This window comes from Amycolatopsis taiwanensis DSM 45107 (genome assembly GCF_000519205.1).
In the GTDB taxonomy this organism is placed as follows: domain Bacteria; phylum Actinomycetota; class Actinomycetes; order Mycobacteriales; family Pseudonocardiaceae; genus Amycolatopsis_E; species Amycolatopsis_E taiwanensis.
Genome location: NZ_JAFB01000015.1, coordinates 139,726 through 161,951, shown reverse-complemented (window position 1 = coordinate 161,951; position 22,226 = coordinate 139,726). Strand labels below are relative to the sequence as shown.

The 22,226-nt window shown below is 67.0% G+C and carries 15 protein-coding genes and 1 tRNA gene; 6 read left to right on the top strand and 10 right to left on the bottom strand.

Annotation, left to right across the window (positions count from 1 at the left end; translation table 11 throughout):
- Positions 1–56: 56 nt before the first annotated feature.
- Both A3CU_RS44785 and A3CU_RS44780 read right to left on the bottom strand, forming a co-directional pair.
- The gene (locus A3CU_RS44785; protein WP_043841107.1) at positions 57–965 is read right to left on the bottom strand and encodes a serine/threonine-protein kinase; all 909 of its coding nucleotides are present in this window, start codon (positions 963–965) and stop codon (positions 57–59) included.
- Positions 962–2,662, bottom strand: a complete 1,701-nt coding sequence (locus A3CU_RS44780) for an ABC transporter ATP-binding protein (protein WP_245617071.1) — start codon at positions 2,660–2,662, stop codon at positions 962–964. Before A3CU_RS44780 ends, A3CU_RS44785 begins: the two co-directional genes overlap by 4 nt.
- A gap of 19 nt (positions 2,663–2,681) precedes the next feature.
- Here A3CU_RS44780 and A3CU_RS53470 point away from each other — a divergent pair, with 19 nt between their 5' ends.
- The 3 genes from A3CU_RS53470 to A3CU_RS0114180 all read left to right on the top strand — a co-directional run bounded on the left by A3CU_RS53470 (position 2,682) and on the right by A3CU_RS0114180 (position 7,095).
- On the top strand, positions 2,682–2,963 hold the full coding sequence (locus tag A3CU_RS53470; protein WP_169739629.1) for a hypothetical protein: 282 nt from the start codon (positions 2,682–2,684) through the stop codon (positions 2,961–2,963).
- Between the two features lie 2,593 nt (positions 2,964–5,556).
- Complete coding sequence (locus tag A3CU_RS0114185) at positions 5,557–6,411, top strand: SDR family NAD(P)-dependent oxidoreductase (RefSeq protein WP_027942851.1); 855 nt, start codon at positions 5,557–5,559, stop codon at positions 6,409–6,411.
- Between the two features lie 93 nt (positions 6,412–6,504).
- Positions 6,505–7,095 carry a hypothetical protein gene (locus A3CU_RS0114180; protein ID WP_156960369.1) on the top strand — a complete coding sequence of 197 codons (591 nt, stop codon included), beginning with the start codon at positions 6,505–6,507 and terminating at the stop codon, positions 7,093–7,095.
- Between the two features lie 64 nt (positions 7,096–7,159).
- Here the strand turns inward: A3CU_RS0114180 and A3CU_RS0114175 are convergent, their stop codons facing one another.
- Positions 7,160–8,551, bottom strand: coding sequence for a hypothetical protein (locus A3CU_RS0114175; RefSeq protein ID WP_027942849.1), 1,392 nt, complete (start codon positions 8,549–8,551; stop codon positions 7,160–7,162).
- Positions 8,552–8,822: 271 nt separating this feature from the next.
- On the opposite strand from A3CU_RS0114175, the gene A3CU_RS0114170 reads away from it, so the two are divergent.
- A complete protein-coding gene (locus tag A3CU_RS0114170) occupies positions 8,823–9,362 on the top strand; it encodes a hypothetical protein (RefSeq protein ID WP_027942848.1) in 540 nt (179 codons plus the stop codon).
- A gap of 21 nt (positions 9,363–9,383) precedes the next feature.
- Here A3CU_RS0114170 and A3CU_RS0114165 read toward each other — a convergent pair whose 3' ends face one another.
- Positions 9,384–10,019 (bottom strand): LysE family translocator, encoded by a 636-nt coding sequence (locus A3CU_RS0114165; protein ID WP_027942847.1) that lies wholly within the window; start codon positions 10,017–10,019, stop codon positions 9,384–9,386.
- 95 nt (positions 10,020–10,114) lie between these two features.
- On the opposite strand from A3CU_RS0114165, the gene A3CU_RS49795 reads away from it, so the two are divergent.
- Complete coding sequence (locus A3CU_RS49795) at positions 10,115–11,032, top strand: LysR family transcriptional regulator (RefSeq protein WP_169739632.1); 918 nt, start codon at positions 10,115–10,117, stop codon at positions 11,030–11,032.
- A 1,306-nt stretch (positions 11,033–12,338) separates the two neighbouring features.
- Here the strand turns inward: A3CU_RS49795 and A3CU_RS0114155 are convergent.
- Positions 12,339–12,412 (bottom strand) — tRNA-Thr (locus A3CU_RS0114155).
- Between the two features lie 106 nt (positions 12,413–12,518).
- On the opposite strand from A3CU_RS0114155, the gene A3CU_RS0114150 reads away from it, so the two are divergent.
- Positions 12,519–14,177, top strand: a complete 1,659-nt coding sequence (locus A3CU_RS0114150; RefSeq protein WP_027942845.1) for a hypothetical protein — start codon at positions 12,519–12,521, stop codon at positions 14,175–14,177.
- A 242-nt stretch (positions 14,178–14,419) separates the two neighbouring features.
- Here the strand turns inward: A3CU_RS0114150 and A3CU_RS0114145 are convergent, their stop codons facing one another.
- The 5 genes from A3CU_RS0114145 to topA all read right to left on the bottom strand — a co-directional run bounded on the left by A3CU_RS0114145 (position 14,420) and on the right by topA (position 22,205).
- A complete protein-coding gene (locus A3CU_RS0114145; protein WP_027942844.1) occupies positions 14,420–15,628 on the bottom strand; it encodes a DNA polymerase III subunit delta' in 1,209 nt (402 codons plus the stop codon).
- 43 nt (positions 15,629–15,671) lie between these two features.
- The gene (locus A3CU_RS0114140) at positions 15,672–17,735 is read right to left on the bottom strand and encodes a bifunctional MFS transporter/dTMP kinase (protein ID WP_027942843.1); all 2,064 of its coding nucleotides are present in this window, start codon (positions 17,733–17,735) and stop codon (positions 15,672–15,674) included.
- 270 nt (positions 17,736–18,005) lie between these two features.
- Complete coding sequence (locus A3CU_RS0114135) at positions 18,006–18,548, bottom strand: hypothetical protein (protein WP_245617069.1); 543 nt, start codon at positions 18,546–18,548, stop codon at positions 18,006–18,008.
- A gap of 59 nt (positions 18,549–18,607) precedes the next feature.
- The gene (locus A3CU_RS44770; protein ID WP_063628834.1) at positions 18,608–19,378 is read right to left on the bottom strand and encodes a hypothetical protein; all 771 of its coding nucleotides are present in this window, start codon (positions 19,376–19,378) and stop codon (positions 18,608–18,610) included.
- Between the two features lie 76 nt (positions 19,379–19,454).
- Positions 19,455–22,205, bottom strand: a complete 2,751-nt coding sequence (topA, locus tag A3CU_RS0114125; RefSeq protein WP_027942841.1) for a type I DNA topoisomerase — start codon at positions 22,203–22,205, stop codon at positions 19,455–19,457.
- Positions 22,206–22,226 lie beyond the last annotated feature (21 nt).

Genomic DNA, 22,226 nt, shown 5'->3' with positions numbered 1-22,226 from the left:
ATCACCACCGTCTTGACGTGGCGCCAGGACGGAATTGCCGGGTCGGCCACGGGCCGTCAGGCGGACGGCTGAGGCCGGTCGTCGCCGGTGACGTCGGTCAGCACCGCGGTCAACTCGCTCAGGCTCGGACGCTGTTCCGGGTCGGGCTCCAGGCAACGGTCGATCACGTCGGCGAGCGAACGCGGAAGGCGGCGCTCCTTTCGCACGGACGGCGCCCGGACGTCCAACTGCGGGTAATCCAGGTCGTCGTCCTCGGCCGACACGGACTTGTCTTTCTCCGGCGTTTCCTCGACGTCGAAGGGATGAACACCGGTCGCCGCTTCGTACAGCACGAGCCCAACGCCCCAAACGTCGGCCGCTGGACCCAGCACGCCACCTCGGATCTGTTCCGGTGCCATGGCCGTCGGGGTGCCGCTGCCGCCACGGTGGCGTCCCGGGCGTTTCGCGAGGCTCAGGTCGATGATCCGGGCGCTGCCCTCGTTGGCGATGATGTTTCCGGGCTTGATATCGAGGTGCAGGTAACCCTGGTCGTGCATGTAGCGCAGCCCGGCGCACAAGTGCTGCCCCAGGTAGGCCAGATCGCGGGTGGCGAAGCGCCCGCCGGTGTCGATCAGGTAGTCGAGCGTGGAACCCCTCAGCGTTTCGAGCACCAGCACGGCTGGGTGGTCGTCCGCCGGTTCGACGAACTCGTAAGCGCGAACCAGATGCGGATGGGTGAACGACAGCAGCAGCTTGGCTTCGAGCCGGATCCGGCGGATGGTATACGTGTCATCGACCCGATCCGGTCGCGGCGCTTTGAGGAAGCACCGGCAGTAGCGGGCCTCGCTCCACGCGTCGTAGGTGTCCAGGTCCGCGCCTCGGCGCATGTGCTCGATGACCCGGTATCCGGGGGCGATCTCGTCGCCACGCTGGAACGGCGCAGGCGTCTCGGTTTCGGGCTTCTCGGTTTCGGCGACGCTGGTCATGCGGATTCCTGTTCCAGTACGGGTTCGGCAGCATCGGGTTCGTGGAGCCGGAAGAGGCGTGCGTAGCCGCCATCACGGGCGATCAGCTCGGCGTGGGTGCCGGACTCGCTGATGCCACCGTGGTCGAGCATGAGGATCTGATCGGCGTCGCGGACGGTGAGGAGGTCATGGGAGACCACGATCGTGGTCCGACCGTCCATCAGCCGGCGTAGTGGAGCGAGGACGCGCTCGCTGGAGGCGGCATCGAGGCCGACCGTGGGTTCGTCGAGAAGCAGGATCGGAGCGTCACGGATCATGGCGCGGGCGATCGCGACGCGTTGGCGCTGTCCTCCCGACAGCAGCCGTCCGCGTTGACCGACCCTCGTGTCGTAGCCCTGGGGGAGTTCCATGATGAACTCGTGCGCGTCCGCGGCCCGTGCCGCCGCCACGAGTTCCTCCTCGCTGGCGTCCGGCTTGCCCCACAAGATGTTCTCGCGAACCGTGCCGTCGAGCACGAGGGTCTCCTGCATGACGACGGCGATGTTGCGCCGCAACGCCTCCTGCGACAGGTCCCGCAGGTCGTTGCCGTCGAGGGTGATCCTTCCGGCATCCGGGTCGTAGAAGCGCAACAGCAGCTTTCCGATGGTGGTCTTCCCGGCCCCGCTCGGACCGACCAGCGCCACCGTTCGGCCGGGCAGTGCCGCGAAGCTGACCCCGCGCAGGGCGTCCTTGCTGGCCTCGGGGTAGCGGAACGTGACGTCGTCGAAGACGACGACTCCCCAGGCCCGATCTAGCGGTCGAGGGTGCTCGGGATCCCGCACGGTGGGCTTCTGATCGAGCAGTTCGACGATGCGCTCGGCACCGGCGGAGGCCGCGAAGATGGAGTTGGTCAGTCCGCCGAAGCCGCGCACCGGGCTGTAGAGCTGGCTTAGGTAGCCGAGGAACACCAGCAACCCGCCCAAGCTGACCCGCCCATGGGCGAGCTCCCAGGTGGCGAAGCCCAGGACGAGCAGCACACCGGCGAGTTCGAGGAAGTCGACCAGCGGGGAGAACAGTGCCCGCAACCGGGTGCTGGCCATTTCCGCGGCGAAACTGCCGAAGTTCTCGCGGTGGAACCGCTCCACCTCGGCTTTCTCCTGACCGTAAGCGCGCACGAGAGCGACGTTGGACAGGCTCTGCTCGGCCACCACGGTGACCGACCCCATCCGCTGCCGTTTCGCCCGGGACGCCGCCTTGATCATCCGGGAGAATTTGCGAGCGGTGACGAGGAACGCGGGCACCGCGACCAGCGAGAGCAGGGCGAGTTCGGCGTTGATAAAGAACAGCGCTCCGGTGAACATGACGATCTTGAACACGTAGGACAGCGCCTCGGTCACCCCGGACAGGACGAGGCCTTCGATCGCCGCGACATCGCCGGTCATCCGAGACAGTACGTCCCCGATCCGGCGACGCTCGAAGAAACCCACCGACAATTCGTGCAGATGCGTGAAGACCCGGGTGCGCAGGTCGAGCAGGAACCGTTCCGCCACCCAGGTGGACAGGTACGCGTCCGCGAACTCCACGACCGCCATGACCAGCATGAGCACGACGTATGCGGCGCCGAGCACGAAGAACATGCCGAAATCACGGGGAACCAGCACCCGGTCCACGAGGATCTTGAAGAACCACAGCGCCACCGTGTCCAGCGCCGGCGCGATCATCAGGAGGACGAAGGTCACAAACAACCAACGTCGATACTTGCGGGCATACGGCCAGAACCGGCGGAATATCTCGCGCACGCGCATCGGCGGCGCCGACTCGACCAGCTCGGATTCGTTCTCCGACAAACGAAAGAACCTGCGCACCGAGAATCCCAAGAAAACCTCGCCAAGTCGATTTGGAAAGCCCGGCGGCGGTCACGTCACCGCAGAGCCTGCGAACCAGAAGAAGCCGTCGGCATTGCTCCTCGTCCGGCGTTTACCTTTGGAGGCGCTCCCACTCAACAACGAGAGCCGCGATTGTGATGCCCATCGTGACTGATCCAGCATCAGCCTTCCGTCACCTTACTGACGATCGGAGTTGTGTCGGTTCTGCGATGCAGTCCGCGTAGCGTGATCACCACGCAACAGCCTTCCTGCACGAGGGAAAAATCCTGTACAATCGGAACTCCAAGGAAATATCGCCAAGTCGATTTGGAGAGCTCGGCGGCGGCCGTCACCCACCGCCGAGCCCGCGAACCAAAAGAAGCCTTCAGCTCCCGCGGTGACTACCGGCTGATGCTGATGCTCACATGGGTCCGGCTGAAGTGGCGACGGCGACGACGACGGTCGGTCCGGCTGCGACGACGACGCCGGCCGTCATCGCAACGGGGAAACGCGGGCGTCAAACCACGGAACACATCACTCATAGTTACTTACTCCTCATCGGGTGTTTGTTTTCAGGGGCGCCCGGCTCAGCAACCAGAGCCGCAATTGCGATGCCCATAGTGACGGATTCATCATCACCATTCCGTCACACTTGGGTGAACTCGGCAGAGTGAACTAGCCGCCACTCAGCCAGGTTTCCTCACAAAAAGAATCTGCCTTGCGCACACAACTGGAAGGCTCGGCGGTGGCCAACGCCACCGCCGAGCCTACGAACACCAAAAGAAGCCTTCAGCTCCCGTGGTAATTACCGTACTAGCCCTCGGCGGTGTAGCTCACGTGCGTGCGGCTGTAGTGACGACGGCGACGACGACGGTCGGTGCGGCTACGACGACGACGCCGGCCGTCATCGCAACGGGGAAACGCGGGCGTCAAACCACGGAACACATCACTCATAGTTACTTACTCCTCATCGGGGTGTTTGTTTTCAGGGGCGCCCCCGCTCAGCAACGAGAGCCGCAATTGCGATGCCCATGATGACGGATCCATCGTCACCATTCCGTCACACCCTAACCGATGGTCGGCCTTGCTGCCCGGCGCGCGATGAACTCGGTAGAGTGAATACTCACCACCTAGCAGGTTTCCTTACAAAACGAATCTGCACAATCTCCGACCTGCACGATCTTCGAACCTCAAGAAAACCCCAAGAAACACCCACCCAGTCGATTCGGATGCTCGACGGCGGCCGCCACACCACCGCCGAGCTACGAACCGGAAGAAGCCTTCAACTCCGCGGTGACTACCTGTGATGCCGACCAAGACCAAGGCCGAGGCTCAAGCCGTGGCGACGGCGGCCCCGGCGGGAATGATGGCGGCGCCGCCTGCGGCGGTTGGGAGAGGCGGGCGTCAGAGCACGGAACATATCACTCATGGTTACTCCTCGTCGGATTTTTGTTTTTAGGGGCACCCCCGCTCAACAACGAGAGCCGCAATTGCGATACCAATTGTGGCGGATCCAGCATCAGCGTTCCGTCACGTGACCGGTGGTGGCGTTAATATCGATTCGACAGTGCAGCCTGAAGCCGATGCCACAGCGGGCTTCTTTTACAGAACCCGAACTCAGGAAAACCTTGCCAAGTCGATACAGAAAGACTCGGCAGTGGCCGCCACGCCACTGCCGAGCTTACGAACGAGAAGAGCCGTCAGCTCCCGCGCTTACTACCGAACTCTGATGCTGACGAGGGTACGGCGGCGGCGGAATCGAAGGTCGGTGAAGCTACGGCGCCGCCGGCGGCGACGACGCATGCCGGGAAACGCGGGCCGTAGACCGCGGAACACATCATCCATGATTACTCCTCATCGGGGTTTTTTATCTTCGGGGCGCCCCGGCTCAACAACGAGAGCCGCAAAAAAACCCGCCGAGCCGGACCGGAAAGCTCGGCGGTGGCCGTCACGCCACCGCCGAGCCTACAAACCAGAAGAGCCGTCAGCTCCCGCGGTTACTACCGAACCCTGATGCTGATGCTGACGACGGTGCGGCGACGACGCATACGGCGGCGACGGCGGCGACGGCGGGTGAAATCATCAGTGAAGTCGCAGCGCGCACCAGGAAACGCGGGGGTCAGGCCACTGAACACATCACTCATAGCTACTTACTCCTCATCGGGTGTTTCTCTTCAAGAATGCTCCCGCTTGACAACGAGAGCTGCAATTGCTGACTGACGGTCGGCGGCGAGGGCGGCCAAAGTAATCACCGCTTGACAATCCTCCGTTACGAAACGGAACGCCAAGAAAACCCCGCCGAGCCGGACCGGAAAGCTCGGCGGTGGCCGGCACGCCACCGCCGAGCCTGCAAACCAGAAGAGCCGTCAGCTCCCGCGGTTACTACCGAACCCTGATGGCGATGCTGACGAGGGTGCGGCGACGACGCATACGGCGGCGACGGCGACGACGGCGGGTGAAATCATCAGTCAATCGGCCGCGCGCACCAGGAAACGCGGGAGTCAAGCCACTGAACACATCACTCATAGCTACTTACTCCTCATCGGGTTTTTCTTTAGGAATGCTCCCGCTTGACAACGGGAGCTGCAATTGCGAGACCCATAGTGGCAGACCCAGCATCAACCGCCCATCACACCTGATCGAATTCTTTTGGGTGCCCGCCACTTACCAGGGGTCCGTTACAAAAGGGCGGCAGACGACAACGGCCCTGTCCCGCCTCACGAACAAGTCGCGGACCAGTGGCCGACGATTTGCGGCAGACTGGCCACATGGGAATCCTCGATGACAGGGCCGTCGTGATCACCGGCGCGGGCCGGGGCTTGGGCAGGGCCTACGCCGAACACGTGGCGGCGTCCGGTGCCGCGGTAGTGGTCAACGACATCGACAGCGAGTTCGCGGACCAGGTTGTCCGCGGTATCCGGCAGTCGGGCGGTCGCGCCGTCGCCAGCGGCGACTCGGTGGCCGACCCGGACCAGGCCGGCGAACTGATCGAACGGTGCATCACCGAGTTCGGAAAGATTGATGGACTCGTGAACAACGCGGCGATTGGTCACCACGCGCACCCCTGGGAGGACGACCCGGCCCGGATTCGCGAGGTGCTGGAGGTCAATGCGCTCGGATCGATGTACTGCGGTGTCGCCGCCATCAAGCGTATGCACCACCAGGGCCATGGCGTGATCGTCAATACGGCTTCCGGTTCGCTGCTGGGACAGGGCATGGCGGCCGCTTACTCGGCGTCCAAGGGAGCAATCGCGTCGATGACCTACTCGTGGGCGGCGGATTTGGCCCCACACGGAATCCGCGTCAACGCCATCTCCCCGATCGCCTGGACCCGCCTGATGCGCGCCGACCCCAAGGCAGACCTGCGGGGCAAGGAGTCGCAGACACCGGAGAAGATCGCGCCACTGGTGACCTATCTGCTCAGCGACCTCTCCGACGGGATCACCGGCCAGCTCATCCGGTTCCTCGGCGAGGAGTTGCACATCGTGCGGCAGTCCGCGATCAAACAACCCGTGCTCCGGCGGGACCACTGGGGCGTCGAGGACATCGCCGAAGCGTTCGCGGGTGAACTCGCCGACGCCTTCGAGCCACCGCCCAGCGCCCGCTGGTCGATCACGATGTGAGCGGATCTCCCCCTGCCTGAACGTGGTTCCTGGGCGTGTGGGATCGCCCCGATAGCGTGACGGATCTGTTGTTACCGAGGCCGAGGAACGGTGATGCCTGTGGGCGTCGTGTGCTCGCGACGGTTGATGCTGCGCGACTGGCGGCGCGCCATCGACGAGGTGGAACGGCTGGCGGCGGCCTGGGGCTGGTCCCAGAGTGCGGTGTCGGTCTGTGCCGATCCGTTCGAGGAGCCCACCAGTGTCTCGTGGGATGGCGCGTGGCTGGGGATGACTTACTACGACGACTGGGATGTCCGGCTGTCGTATCTGATCTTCTACGGAGCGGAGGCCGGGAAGGTGAGCGAGGCGTTCAAGACCGCCGAGGCGCGACTGGACACCTGGTCGCTGGACGAACTCCTTGGTGAGGCACGCGGCGCTTCGGATCCCGACGATCTGGCCGAGGCGGTCGAGCGGGCCGCCTACGGCGCTCCTCTGGAGTTCGATGAGCGTTTTTACGCTCTGATCGACGACGCTCTGCGGCACAACGACGCGCGCGTACGCGAGGGCGGGATATGGGCGGTCTCGATGGCCCAGTATCCACAGTTCCAGCCGCTGATCATGACGATCGCCGAAACCGACGAGGAAGAGATGCTACGGGAGATGGCGGCAGTGCTTGTTGCGGGAACGGACAGCGACGCGGACTGACCGAAAAGGTCGGTGGCGGGGTGGGCTCGATCAGCTCACCCCGCCACCGGTCGTTGCTGCTGAGTCAGCGGAGGGGCTGTCCCGGCGGGACGTTCAGCACCAGCAACTGACCCTTCTCCACGAGTTCCTTGTCGGCGAGCTTCGTGTGGTTCTGCACGTCGAGCAGGTACTTTCCGGCGCCGAGGAACGGCGCGGGGATGATGCCCGAGGACTCTTCGTCGATGGTGTCGAAGACCGGCCCGCCGGGCAGGAACCGCTCCGGATCGTGGTCAGCGATCCGGCGGATCGCGCCGGAGGAGATGTCGTACTGGTAGAGCCCCGCAAGGTAGCTGTTACCGCCCGGGTCCTCCTGAATGAGGACCTGACCGCGGTCGTTGACCGTGATGTTGTCCATCATCCGCGGACCGTCCTGGCCACCGGCTGGGCCCTCGACCAGCATCTCGACGGTGCCGCCCTTCGCAGGGTCGGTGATGTCGTCGAACCGTGCCCGCCACAGCCGGCTGTGCTTGTCCATCGACGCGGTGGTCGTGAAGTAGAGGTCGTTCGGGTTGTTCGGATCCCATGCCGCGTCCTCGGGGCGATCCCACTTCGTGGCCCCGGCGGCGTCCAGCGTGAACGGCAGCGGCCCGGCGGGGACGGGCTTCGCGCCGTCCTCCTGGGGCAAGGCCGGGACGGAGATGCTGTAACGCGTCCCGCCGGTAAGACCGGCCTTTTCGACCGGGTTGCCGGTGGACTTCTTGTCACCGACGTAGATGTAGACAGCGCCGCCGCCCGTGTCACTGGTTCCGGACACGACGGTCTTGTCGCCGGTGCCGGGGTTGGCGACGACGTTCTCAAACGACGCTGTGCCCAGGTCGGCGAGTTGGTAGCTCTCGCCACTGTCGACGACATGCGCGAAGGCGCGGCCGCCGCTCGTCTCCTCACCGTTGGTGAAGATGTGGCCGTTGTAACCCTTGCCGGTGGCCGCGTTGTAGAACGCGCTCACCGACGGCAGGTCGGCCGAGCAGAAGCGGTCGAAGACGGCCCCCGGCGTCTCGGTGAACCGGCCGCCGTCGGACAGAAAGACCTTCTGGATCAGGTCACTACCGGACTTGACCTTGAGGGTCTGCTTGTCGATGACCCACTTCGACACGAATGCGCCCGCGCCACCGTGCGCACGCGGGACGCCCGCGTTCTTCGCAATCTCGTGGTTCATGAGCAGCGTGAACGTGCCGTCGCCATTGTCGTAGGCACCAAGACCATCGGGGATCCCGGCCATGCGATAGCCGCCGACCGAGTCACCAGTGGTGAGGACTGACGTGAAGGTGATACCAGACGTGTGTCGTACCAAGTACGGTGCGTCGCTGCTGCTCGGACCGGTCGAGCCACCAGGTGCCGCCGACGCCGTGCCCGTGGACAAGGCCACCGCGGCGAGGGTCAACACCGCGGCCGCCAGCCGGTTTCTGTTGGTACGCATGGGTTCCTTTCGATGAACGCCCGTGCGGGGTGGTTGACGCAACGCGCTCGGAGGACCCCGACTCAGCCGAGCCACGGACAGCGAATTGTCCATTGTGGACGAGGCTGCGCCCGCCGACAGCTCGTTGCACGCGCCGAACGGTAATGATCGAATTTGAACACCAGATGTCCGGCAGACTTCGACTTTCCGCATTCTCGATGGGCCTACGGTGAAGTCGCGGCGTCCGCGAAAACCTGATGCTCGGTGGTGTAGGACCACCGACAATCAGCAGATGTCCTATTTCGGCATCCAGGGCTACGAGCCCCGATGGCTCACCGGCCGGTCGACGATCACCGCCGGGCACGGTCAGCGGCTCCAGGCGCTGACCGGCCGCCGTCTGCGACGTGGGTGGGTGCTCTGGGACCTCGACGCCGACGAATGGTGCTCTGACGGCCCGGTCCTGCTGGACTTCGACGGCGAACAGGTCGAAATCAACCATCAGAAGTTCGACGAACTGTCCATCACCTGGAACACCACCGACCCGGTCGGGCAGCCTGCCTGGAACTTCGGCGACTACGGCAATCCCGACGACTACATCTCCCACCTCGGCTGGCGGCACGACGCCCGATCGGAACTGGCCGCTCTGCAAGGCCGGCAGCTCATCGCGGCCGAACTGCTCGAGTACGCCGGCGGCGACGTCGCCGACGGCATGGTCGCTGTCAGCTTCGTCTTCTCGAAGGGGCGGGTGACCGTCTCCAACGGCCTCGACGAGAACAGCCTGGAGTTCGGTGGGCCGGACCCCAGCTACCTGCGCTGCCCTCTTCCCCGCTAACGCTTCCTGGCGGCGACGCGCTCAGGCACGGGCGTGGCTGGTGGCCATCTTGACGGCGAAGATGCCCAGGACCGTACCGGCGACGAGCCGCTGCGCGGTCATGGCCTTTGGGCGGTCCTTGAGGTAGTTCGCGATCGCGGCGGCCAGGTAGACGATGAGCCCGTTGACGGTCACCGCGATGACGATCTGCACCGCCCCGAGCTGCAAGAACTGGCCCCACAGGCGGCCGGTGCCGGGGCGCAGGAACTGTGGGAGCAGGGCCGCGTACATGAGCGCGATCTTCGGGTTGAGCAGGTTCGTGACCAGCCCCATCGTGAACAAGCGCTTCCGGGAGTGGGGCGAGAGTTGCTGTGTCTGGAACGGGGACCGCCCGCCAGGGCGCAGCATCCCCCATGCCACGTAGCCCAGATACAGCGCGCCGGCGATCTTGACGAGGTCATACGCGAGAGGCACGGCCATGAACAGCGTGGACAGTCCCGCGGCCGCGGCCAGCAGGTAGCAGAGGAAGCCAACCGCGACACCGGCCAGGGAAACGAGCCCCGCGTCCCTGCCCTGGGAGATCGACCGCGACGCCAGGTAGACCATGTTCGGGCCCGGAGTGAGCACCATGCCCAGCGCGATGACGGCCACACCGGCCAAGGAGGACAAGGGGAGCAAGGGGCTTCCTTTCGACGACCGGACTTCCAGGCTGCCCGTCGGGTCGCATGCAGCACCAGCGCAAGTTTTTGCAGCGAATCATGCACAATTACTTCATGGATGAGTGGCGCGGTCTGCTGGCGCTCGAGGCCTTACGCGATCACGGGACCGTGACGCTGGCCGCCGAGGTTCTTCGGTTGAGCCCTTCGGCCGTCAGCCAGCAACTCAAGCGGCTCGAACACGGCACCGGCCGGACCTTGACCGTCCAAACCGGACGGACCTTGACCCTCACCCCGGCCGCGTACGCGCTGCTCGAGGCCGCGCTGCCCCACGCCCGCGCGCTCAGCGAGCAGCTACGGCCACCGTCGACGTCAGGCACTTCGCTGACCGGACACGTACGGGTGGCAGCCTTCACCACCGCCCTTCGCGCGGGCGTCTTGGCCGGCGTTGCCGATCTGCGCCGAGCCCACCTCAGGCTGACGTGCACGCTCGTCGAGGCCGATCCGGACCGAGCTCACGAGTACCTCGTGCGTGGGACGGTTGATGTCGCTGTCGTGCACCACTGGCACGGGCAGCCACTCCCAGTGCACCCTGAGCTGACGCACACGCCCGTTGCGGCGGACGTGGCCGACATCGTCTGTCGTGACGACGACCCGCTCATGACCAGCGCGCGGTCGTTCGAAGAACTGGCCTCACGTGACTGGATCTCGACCGGCCCGGGCACCATTTGTCACGAATGGCTGTGCCACCTGTTCGCACAGGCCGGGCACCGGCCGACCATCGCCACCCACCTGACCGACTTCGCCCAGCACGTCGACGCCGTCACCGCCGGCCTCGGGATCGCGCTCGTTCCCCGGCTGGGACGCCCCGATCTCCCGGACGGCGTCGCCGCCATCCCGCACCCGTCAGCCCCCAAACGGATGCTCGCGACCGCCACCCGAACCAACCAGGCCGCCGATCCGGCTATCGCCACCGTCCGCGACCACCTCGGCGAAATTCTGGCATCAGGCACCCACGACCGCCCCGACAACTAAGCCTCCCCTGCTCAGGCCCCGGCCCCTACCCGAACGGATGAACTTCGTCGGCAGCGTAGTCGACCAGACCAGCACACTACGTTATTTTATGAACGTTTTGTCAATAATCGCAAAGCTGTCAACTGTCGATTCCGCTTCCGTGAACTTGCGACCCTTCCGTGGTCAAGGGTCACATCAGCGCAAAGCTCAGCACAACAACACACGTAGAAAGCTCACATGCGACCTGCCAGCCGCTGCGCTCGGTAGTCAACGAGAGACAGCGAACCGCCGCCGCCTGCCGTGGCTCAGGGGACAAGATTTCGATTAATCGTGGGCAAACCGACCAGTAGCAGAGAGAATGCACACGCCCCGCCGTGTAACCAACAGGGCGGGGTGCGTGGGTCCCTGCTGCCACAGGAACCCACGCCTGTTCAACGCCCGGATACGGAAGGAGCGATAGAACGTTGGCGACTGTACCGCCGAAGGACGACCACAACAGGCCCATCTCGGCCGAAGATGCGGGATCAGGTGGCGTAGCGGTTCTGGAGACCTGGGGCCAAACCTTGCGCCTCATTACCGTTGTCACCGTGCCACCGATAGTCATCGGTCTCGTTGCGCCCTATATCGCTGGCGCGGTCGGGGTACCGCTGGTTACTGGGGTGATGTTGGTGCTTCGCGCTACCCCCGGTAGGCGCCGCAGGAGGCGTTGAGGTCACAGTGGGGCCTGTGTCGGGTGGTGTTGACCAGGCCCCGCTGTTACAAACCACTTCGAAACCTTCGCTAGGCAGGCGGCCTTCGGGAAGCCTTGAGCCAGCCAGAATTGTTCTGGACGACTCCACACCAACGTCGTGGTCACGACGGTGGGTTCTCCCCGTCGGCCAGACGGGCGTCCACGCGTCGCGGGCCACTACCTATACGTGCGGCTCGTTGGTCACTTGGGGTTCCAAGATCAGTCCGCCGTCCTGGCACCATGCCTGCCATCGCCGGCAGCATCACCCATGGCTTCAATCTGAGCGTTCTGGCGACACTGACGCGCTGAGGCAATACCGGCGGCGAAGGAGCGAGCGCGCTGGATGTGTGCGCGAGTGCCTGGTGGCGCTCGCCTCGTGGGGCGAATGCGGTCGCAGGATCCACGTGCAGCGCATCTCTTCCGGCCGGAGACGCTTCTTCGTCAGACGGTCGAACCCGACATACACGCGCGCCCTGAGTGATCCGCTGGAAAGCGGTCTCGATCTCGCCTCACTGGACGCCCCAAGGGCAGCGCGCGTACGAGCGTCCCGCCCCACAAATAAGTCAGGGGCTCTCCGTGGAGAGCCCCTGACCTGGGAGCCGCCTGGGGGAATCGAACCCCCGACCTGCTCATTACGAGTGAGCCGCTCTGGCCGACTGAGCTAAGGCGGCGAACGAGGCTTAAGTGTACCGGCATGACCTACGTCACTTTCCACCCCCACCGTCGTTAGCGTCCATGAGTCACGGCACCACCACTCGCCAGGAGGAAGGACCCCGCATGCGCCGACGGCTGCCTCGCACGATGGCCCTCCCGGCGGCTGTCGCCTTGCTGTTACTCCTGGCGCCGCCCGCGGTGGCGGACTCCACGATTCCGACGACACCCCTGCCGCAGCCCGTGTCGCCCGGGCAGCCACCCGTGTCCGCTCCGGAAGGGCCACAGCCGCTCGGCCACGCGGTCGGGGACGCGGCGGCATCCCTGGGGATCGTCCGGTTGTTGCCGAACGCGGTGCCCACCGAGTCGATCCTGCCCGGGTTCAGCGAGCAACTGCCCCGGCAGTCGGCGCTCGAGGCAGGCATGGGGCTTTCGAGCGCGCAGGCGAACTCGGAGGCGTACCTCAGCTGGGAGCGGTCGATCGCGAATTCCTCGCCGGGCGGCCTCGCCGTCGCCGGGGACGCGCCGCAAGGCCCGGGAGGCCTGGCGCAGTCCGCGCTGCCGGACAACCCACAGCCTCTGGCCGGTGGCTTGACCGCACCGCCGAATCCGCTGGTCAACGCGGGCCTGCTCAGCGGCAGCGTGCACGCCAGGTGGAACCCGGCTCTCGGGCCCTGCGTCGGCACGATCGCGGACGCGAGCACCTCGGCGGCAAGCATGTCGCTGCTCAACACGATCCCCACGGCGCCGAGCTTGCCGATAGGCAGGCTCAGCGGGCTGCCACCGCTGGCCGGCGGGTTCGACCCATCGACGAGCCTGCAGGCGCTCGGCGGGTTGCTGAGCGGCTCACTCGGCTCCGGCCCGGCTGCCACCGGTGCGCTGGTGAGCCTGCCCGAAACGCTGTCGTCGCATTCCGTCATGCGACTGGTGGACCTGCCGGACTCGGCGAACAAGGCCGTCGAGTCGGTGTCCACGCTCCAGGCCGGCGAGATCGACCTGTTCAAGGGCACGCCGCTGGAGCTGACCTTGAGGGTCACCGGCCAGCCGACGCTGCGGGTGACCTCGACCGGGAACCAGGCCACGTCGAAGGTCGAATACACCGCTCCGGTCATCACCATCGAGCGACAGGGACAAGTGCTGTACACGCTCGACGCCGCGCACCCGACCAAGGACATCCCGATCGGCCTCCCTCTGAAAGCGCTGTCCGACGAGCTCGGGACGGCGGTGCAGGGCCTGCCCGTGGTCGGCGGCCTTGTCGCGACCGCGAACGGTCTGCGACAGCTTTCGACCACGGCCGGCCTGGTCCTCGATATCGGAGTGCTGCGGCTGAACATCGCCGAGCTGAACCAGAACGGGCAACAGCTGACCATCCCGTTCGGCGGCTACCAGCTCGGCGCCTCGGCCCGGTTGCTGGATCTGCGAGTGCTGCCGACGCAGGCACTGCAGGGCCTGCTCCCCACGGGCACCCCTGCGCTGCCGTCCTCCCTCGCCCAGGTGTCCCTCGGCGAGCAGATCGGCCGCGCCTACGCGCCGGCAGGTGGTGTGGTGTGCGGCAGCACGACGCCGGTCGCGGCGCCGGTGGCGCCGCAACCTCCGGACGCCGGCAACCTGCCGAAACAGCTCGCCTACACCTCCGGCGCCTACTCGGCGGTGCCGATGTTCTGGACGGGCACCGCTCTGCTCGTGCTCGGCGCCATCCTGGTCGCCTGCGTCCCGGCCCGTCGTCCGGTCAAGAACCCCGTCAAGCCTTCCCCTCACCCGCGAGTCCCCGGCTCCGGCACCTGAAATCCCGCTCCAGACACCCGAGTTCCCGGCTCAAGCACCCGTGTCCCCGGCTCAAGCACCCGAGTTCCCGGTCCAGGCACCCGAGTTCCCGGTCCAGGCACCCGAGTTCCCGCTCCAGGCACCCGAGTCCCCGGTCCAGGCACCCGAGTCCCCGGTTCAAGCACCCGTGTCCCCGGCTCAGGCACCCGTGTCCCCGGTTCGGGGGCGCGTGTTCCCGGTTCAGGGGCGCGTGTTCGTGCGGTTCAGCCCTGGCGAAGAGCGGTGACCATCGCTTCCACGGCGATGCGGGGTTTGACGTTCCACAGGATGGCCTCGCGGCAGGCGAGCACGGCTTCGAGCCGCCGAAGTGTGGATTCCGGGCTCCACTGGCGCGCGGCGGTCGCGATCTGCGTGGCGTGGTCTGGATGGGTCAGCACCGCCTTGGCGCCGCTCGCGGTGACCAGAACATCCCGGTAGAACCCGACCAGGTCGACCAAGGCCAGGTCGAGGGTGTCGCGCTGGGTCCGGGTCGCGCGGGACTTCTGCCGCTTCTCGAGCGCTTTAACCGCGGCTTCCGCGGCGCGTTTCGCACCGGCGACGCCCTTTCCGGTGGCGTCGCCCCCCATGGCCGTGCGCAATTCGGCCTTCTCGGCCTCGTCGCGGACCTTGCTCTCCTCGACGGCGTCCCCCTCCGCGGCGCTGATCAACTCATCGGCGCAGCCGAAGACGTCCGAGGGGCGGTTCAACCCCAACGGGATCCGCAACACGGTCTCCCGCCGTTTGCGGGAATTCTCGTCGGTAGCAAGGCGCCGGGCCCGGCCGACGTGACCCCCGCACACCGAAGCCGCCCATTGCGCCAGCTCGAGATCGATGCCGTCCTGCTCCAACAAGACCCGTGCGATCGCCTCCGGTGGCGGTGTGCGCAGGTTCACCAGACGGCACCGGGACCGGATCGTCACCGAGACGTCCTCGGGATGGTCCGATGGGGCACACAGCAGGAACACCGTGCGATCCGGCGGCTCCTCGACCGCCTTGAGCAGCGCGTTCGACGCTCCCTCGGTCAACCGGTCGGCATCTTCGATGATCACGACCTGCCACCGCCCGGTGGTCGGGCGGCGCGCCGCCGACTGCACCAGCGCACGCATCTCCGCGACCGAGATGGACAGGCCCTCCGGCACCACCAGGCGGACATCGGCGTGCGTGCCGTGGAGCGCGGTCCGGCAACCGGTGCACTCACCGCAACCGGTGCCGGACAGGCATTGCAGGGCCGCGGCGAAGGTCCGGGCGGCCACCGACCGCCCGGATCCGGGGGGACCGGTCAGCAGCCAGGCATGGGTCATCGCACCCGCCCGGCCACGTTCGTGGACCGCGTCGAGTTCTCCGGCCACGATCCGCGCCGCCGCGGCAGCGGCCGACGAGAGCACCTCGACGGCGGGCTCCTGCCCGACGAGTTGCGACCAGACCGAACTCAAGACCTCTCCTCCGCGAGCGCCCGCGCACTCCGGCCGGGCCACGTCACGGCGCCACCTCGATCGGCGCCAGCCCCGAGCGCCGGCCGACCAGTATCGCCTGCACCGCGCTGCGCACCCGCGCGGCGACCTCATCCTCGTCGCCGTCGCCGTCCACCACCACGTAGTGGTCGGGATCGGCGGCGGCCATTTCGCTGAGCAGATTCTGCACCCGCCACTGGTCCTCTACCGAGACCGGGCCGGCCGCCGCGCCCGTCGGAGCGGCATCGAGCAGGACCGTCACATCCGGCCGCAGGCGGCCGGTGGCCCAATCCGCGAGCCCTTCCAGCTCCTTGGCGTCCAGCCCGGCCACCGCGGACAGGTGCGCAAGCGGCGAATCCACGAACCGTTCCATCACGACGATCGAGCCACCATCCAGTGCCGGTTGCACGTCGCGTTCGACGATGTCCGCGCGCACCGCGGCGGCCGCGAGCGCTTGTGCCCGGGCGCCCGACAGTGACGCGCCGCTGACCAGCTTGGCCAGCCGCTTGTCGTCCAGTGCGGGGTCGGCGGCCAGCACCACCGGGCGTGGCCCGGCCGAACGCAGCCACTCGGCCAGGTGCGCCGCCTGGCTCGCCGTGTCGGCCGCCGTCGTGCCTTCCAACGCGATGAGCAGGCCGTTGACCCGCTTCGGGCGCCGCCGGATCACGTTGCGCAGGTCCGCCATGATCGTCTCGGACCGGCGCGAATCCATCTGACGGTAGGCGACGACGCCGACCAGTGCGGCGAGAATGCCACCGCCGAGCATGACCGGGCGAGTACCGTCGATGATGATCTCGTTGCCCCAGATGGTGATCGTGCGCGGCCTGGTCAACCCGATCAGCAGCGGCACCATGGCCGTCGACCCGAACACGATGATCTTCATCATGGCCTGGTAGATCGCGTTGATCCGGCCGCGGATGGCGTCGTCGACCTGCGAGCCGATGATCGTCACGCCGGTCAGGAAGGCGGCCCCGGCGCAGGCGCCGACGATCGCGACCGCCACCAGCGACACGACCAGGTGTGGCGACAGCGCTACCAGGATCAACGCCAACCCGGCCAGCACGATCGAAATCCCGAAGAGCCGGTCGTGCGGCAGCCGCCGGGCCAGCTTGGGCGCGCCGCCCATGCCCGAGGCGAGCCCCAGGAAGACCGCGACCAGCAGCAGGCCCCAGGCCGAGTCGCCGGCGAGCAGGCTGGCCGCGTACGGCTGGGCAGACCCGACCACCGCGCCGCCCGCCGCGAACGCGCCGGCCGCACCGATCAGCAGGCCGCGCACCAGCGGGGTGCTGCGAACGAACCGGCCGGCGTCCTTCAGCAGCGCACCGAGGCCGGGCGCCTCGGCCTTCGGTTTCGGCGCGCTCACGGCCGCGGCATGCGTGTTGCGCAACGACAGCTCGGGAATCCTGGTGATGATCAGGATCGCGCTGGTCAGGTAGAGCAGCCCGATCAACACCACGATCACCTTGGCGAAACCCAGCTGGCCGAACAGGCTCGCGGGCAGGTGCAGCGCCGGGCCGATCCCGGTGACGAACGAGTAGATCGCCCCCGCGCTGACCACCGCCAGCCCGTAGGTCATCACCATGCCCAGCTGGTTGGCGGTCTCCACCTGGTCCGGCCGGCGCAGCAGGTTCGGCACGGCCGCGTCCTTGGACGGGATCCACATCATCGCGCTGGCGCTGGCCAGGAAGTTCGCCGTGTACAGCCACCAGCCCGTGCCGACCAGGGCGATCGACATGATGAACCCGCAACGCAGCAGGTCCGCACAGAACATGACCTTCCGCCGGTCGAACCGGTCGGCGAGCAGGCCGCCGGCCGGGGCGAACAGCAGCCCGGGCAGCAGCGCCGACAGCAACACCCCGGTGAACGCGAAGTTCTGTGCCGTGTAGTTCTGGGTCAGCTTGGTCGCCATGCTCGTGACGCCCAGAATGGTCAGCCAGTCCGCCACGCTGCACAGGTAGGTGACGCCCCACAGTCTCCGGAATGGCCGGATCGCCAGCACGCGCCGCGCCCGATAGATCGTGGACGCCTCCCGGCCGGCAGGCGCTTCGACGTCAGGTTTGGTCTGTACGACTTCGCTGATCCGACCCACCCCATTAGCTCCCGTGGCGCCGGTGAGCCTCGGCTGGCTAGGCCAATCGGGTCACCGGATCGTGTCGCCAGGGTAGCTCCGTCAACCTGAGCACGCCCGAACCACCGGCGATTCCGCGCGAAAGCGCGCCAATTCGTTCAGCTCGCGGCTCTCCTAACAACCCCCATAATCCCTGATGGGCGCCTTGTCGCCAGGATAGCGCGCCTGCCGGCAGATCCGGCTACGCCCGTCCGCTCGCCCCGAGGGGGCGATCGGCGAGGCCGCCGAGGGTCAGTGGAACAAACCCGTGATGCTGCTGATCAGGCTCGTCACGAACTCGATCGCGAGCACCAAGAACACGATCATCAACACCACCGCGACGATGACCCCGGCCGACCCCGCCGACGGTTTCACGGCGCGGACGGTGCCGGGCTGCGGCAACGTGATCCGCGGCAACCGCAGCGACGGACGGTAACCACGCAGGCCCGGCCGACTGCGCTGTCGCGGGAGAATCCCCAGCGGGGGCGCGGGATCGATCGGCGCGGCCGTGTGCGCGGGAAGCGGAGCCTGGACATCGCCGCCGAGGGGGTCCTCGCCGAGTTCGGCCGCGACCAGGTCGGGCACCCTGCTCGAATCCGGTTTCACCGGTGACGCCACCCGGGTCAACTGGAACTCGTCCGCCGAACCGTTGACCGGGCCCGACAGCGCGTCGCCGAACAGCGACGCCTGGGTGCCGTCGTCCAACGCGTCGTCCTTGGCCATCCGCCCCACTCCCGTTTCCTGTTCGCGGAGCTCCCTGGCCTCCGGGAGCCTCCCGTCCAGGGTAATGGTCATCTTCTGGCAATGGCGCGGCCATCCGGGCTAGACGGCCCGCACCGGCCGGGTACGCAGAGTCACCCATGGACCGCCACCGCCGCCACACACTTGCCCAACCACCACGAAAGCCACCGGTCGTCGACCGGCCGTAGCACCATGCCCGCGTCCCAGGAGGCGAGCACGTGGCGCCCGAGCGCATTGTCGATCACGAGGAACCCGAGCACGGGGAACTCGGCGAAGATGTTGTCGAAGGCGAGCATGTCGAAGATGGCCGTCCCGCGGCGGGGCAGGGCCAGAAACGACCGCAGCCGGTCGACCTCGGCGGCGAAACCCTCCGGTATGACCCCGTCGGCGCCGGCGGGGACGTGGACCACGGCCGAGCGACCGGCATGTTCGCAGGGCAGGAAGCCGAGGAGGGTGTCCAGCACGTCCGGGAAGTGCCCGCCGCACACGTCGGTGCTCTCCTTCCCGAAGTTCCACACCACCCCGACCTCGCGATCCGCGTAGCAGCGAACGTCCAGCGGCACAGCGCTATCGGCGTACACACCGGAGACCGTGAGCCGGATGGGCCCGCGCAGCACAAGATCGAACGCGTGCATCGCCGCTTCGCTCAGGTCGGGGCCGTCGACCAGCGGGGTGCCGCGAAGCCGTGCCATGAACGAGTTGTGCGCCTCGATCTCGGCGACCAGATCCGCCGGATCAGGTGAACCCGAGAACGGGAACCGCAGGCGCTCGACCGCGGCGTCGGCGGCGTCCGGGTCGTAGCCGTCGCGACACGACGGGCGCACCGGCACGGTGTCCAGCACCGGGCCGGCCGCCTCGTACAACAGTTCGAATGTGGTGGTCACGGTCGACAGTGTGCACCGACCCACCGACACTTTCCGGATTCCGGGAAGAACGCCTGTTCGACCAGCAAATGAGCGGCTACTTCGCCTTCGTGGCCTTCGTCGTCTTCTTCCGCTTCGGCGCGGGTCCCTTCGCCCGCTTCTCGGCGAGCAACTCGGCCGCACGCTCGGCGGTCAACTCCTCGATGCTGTCCGTCTTACGCAGGGTTGCGTTGTACTCGCCGTCCGTCACGTAGGGCCCGAAACGGCCGTCCTTGACCACCATCGGCTTGCCTGACGCCGGGTCGTTGCCGAGTTCCTTCAACGGCGGCTTCGCGGTGCCCCGCTGACCCCGGCGCTTCGGCTCGGCATAGATCTTGAGCGCGTCTTCCAGCGTGATCGCGAACAGCTGATCCTCGCTGTCCAGCGACCGCGAGTCGGTGCCCTTCTTCAGGTACGGCCCGTAGCGCCCGTTCTGCGCGGTGATCTCGTCGCCGCTTTCGGGATCCTTGCCGACCACGCGGGGCAGGGAAAGGAGCTTCAGCGCGTCTTCGAGAGTGATCGTCTCGATCGACATCGACTTGAACAGCGATCCCGTGCGTGGCTTCGGCTTCTTCGCCTTGGTGGTCTTCTTCCCGGTCTCCGCGCCTGCCTCCGCCGGCTCCGGCAGGATCTCCGTCACGTAGGGCCCGAACCGGCCGTCCTTGGCCACGATCTCGTGCCCGCTGACCGGGTCCGTGCCGAGCAGCCTGCCCTCCTGCGGAGTGGCGAACAGCTTCTCGGCGATCTCGGCGGTCAGCTCGTCCGGGGGCATGTCCTCAGGCAGGTTCGCCCGCTGGGAGGCGCCGTCCACCTCACGCTCGAGGTACGGTCCGTAGCGGCCGACGCGCACGTACACCGTGCGGTCCTGGTCGTCGGCGAACAGCGGGATCGAGTTGATCTCGCGGGCATCGATGTCCTCGACCCCCGTGCCGACCAGCTTCTTCAGCCCGCCGAGGCGGCCGATCGACCCGTCCACGCCCATGTCGCCGCCGAAGTAGAACTTCGACAGCCAGCGCGTGCGCTGCTCGTCACCGGCCGCGATGCGGTCGAGCTCGTCCTCCATCGCCGCGGTGAAGTCGTAGTCCACCAACCGCTCGAAGTGCCGTTCCAGCAGCCCGACCACGGCGAACGCCACCCACGACGGCACCAGCGCGGAACCCTTCTTCCACACGTAGCCGCGGTCCTGGATGGTCTTGATGATCGAGGCGTAGGTGGACGGGCGCCCGATCCCCAGCTCCTCCAACTTGCTGACCAGGCTCGGCTCGGTGTATCGCGCCGGCGGCGAGGTGGTGTGGCCGTCCGGGACGAGTTCGGTCGCGGTGAGCCCCTGGTCGGTCACCAGGCGCGGCAGCCTGCTCTGCTTGTCGTCGGCCTCACCGCCGGCCTCGGTGTCCACCGCCTCCACGTATGCCTTGAGGAAGCCGGGGAAGGTGATCGTGCGACCTGACGCGGAGAAGACGCACTCCTCGCCGCTGGTCGCGGCGCCGACGATCCGGACCGACATCGTGGTGCCCTTGGCGTCGGCCATCTGGGAGGCGATGGTGCGCTGCCAGATCATCTCGTAGAGCCGGAACTCGTCGGACTCCAGCTCGCCCGCGACCTGGCCTGGCGTGCGAAACACCTCGCCGGACGGACGGATCGCCTCGTGAGCCTCCTGCGAGTTCTTCACCTTGCGCGTGTACTGGCGCGGGCTCGGCGAGACGTACTCCGCGCCGTACAGCTCCCTGGCCTGGTTGCGAGCCGCGGCCAGCGCTGTCTCCGACAGCGTCGTGGAGTCCGTCCGCATATAGGTGATGTAGCCGTTCTCGTACAGCCGTTGCGCGACGCGCATGGTCCGCTCCGAGGAGAACCGCAGCTTGCGGCCGGCCTCCTGCTGCAACGTCGACGTCATGAACGGCGCGTACGGGCGACGCGTGTACGGCTTTTCCTCGACGGAGGCGACTCGGAAATCGCGCTCTCGCAACGCGGCGGCCAGCCGGTTGGCGTCTTCCTCGCCGAGCACCCGGACATCCTTGGCGGTCGCCTTGAGCTGTCCGTTCGCGCCGAAGTCCTTACCGGTCGCCAGGCGCGCGCCGTCGATCGAAACCAGCCGTGCTCCGAAGGAGCGCGGGGACGCGTCCTCCCCCGCGTCCATCGTCGCCGCGATGTCCCAGTAGGAGGCCGAGGTGAAGCGCATCCGCTCCCGCTCGCGCTCCACGATGATCCGCGTGGCGACCGACTGGACCCGGCCGGCCGACAGCTTCGGCATGATCTTCTTCCACAGCACGGGGGATACCTCGTAGCCGTAGAGCCGGTCCAGGATACGGCGGGTCTCCTGCGCGTCGACCAGGTCGGAGTCCAGATCCCGGGTATCGGCCGCGGCCGCCTGGATGGCCTGCTCGGTGACCTCGTGGAACACCATGCGGCGCACCGGCACCTTCGGCTTGAGGGTCTCCAGCAGGTGCCAGGCGATGGCCTCGCCCTCGCGGTCGGGGTCGGTGGCCAGGTAGAGCTCGTCGACGTCTTTGAGCAGGTTCTTCAGCTCGGTGACCTTGGCCTTCTTGTCCGGGGTCACCACGTAGAGCGGCTCGAAGTTGTGCTCGACGTTGACGCCGAGGCGGGCCCACGTCTCCCCTTTGTACTTCGCCGGGACGTCGGCGGCACCGCGCGGGAGGTCGCGAATGTGCCCGACCGAGGACTCGACCACATAGCCGCCACCGAGGTAAGGAGCGATCTTCTTGGCCTTGGTGGGCGACTCGACAATGACGAGCCGCCGACGGCCGGCGCCGTTCACCCCCGCGTCCTTCTTCTTGGTCCGTGCTCCAGCCACGCTGTCCCGCTCTCCTGCCCG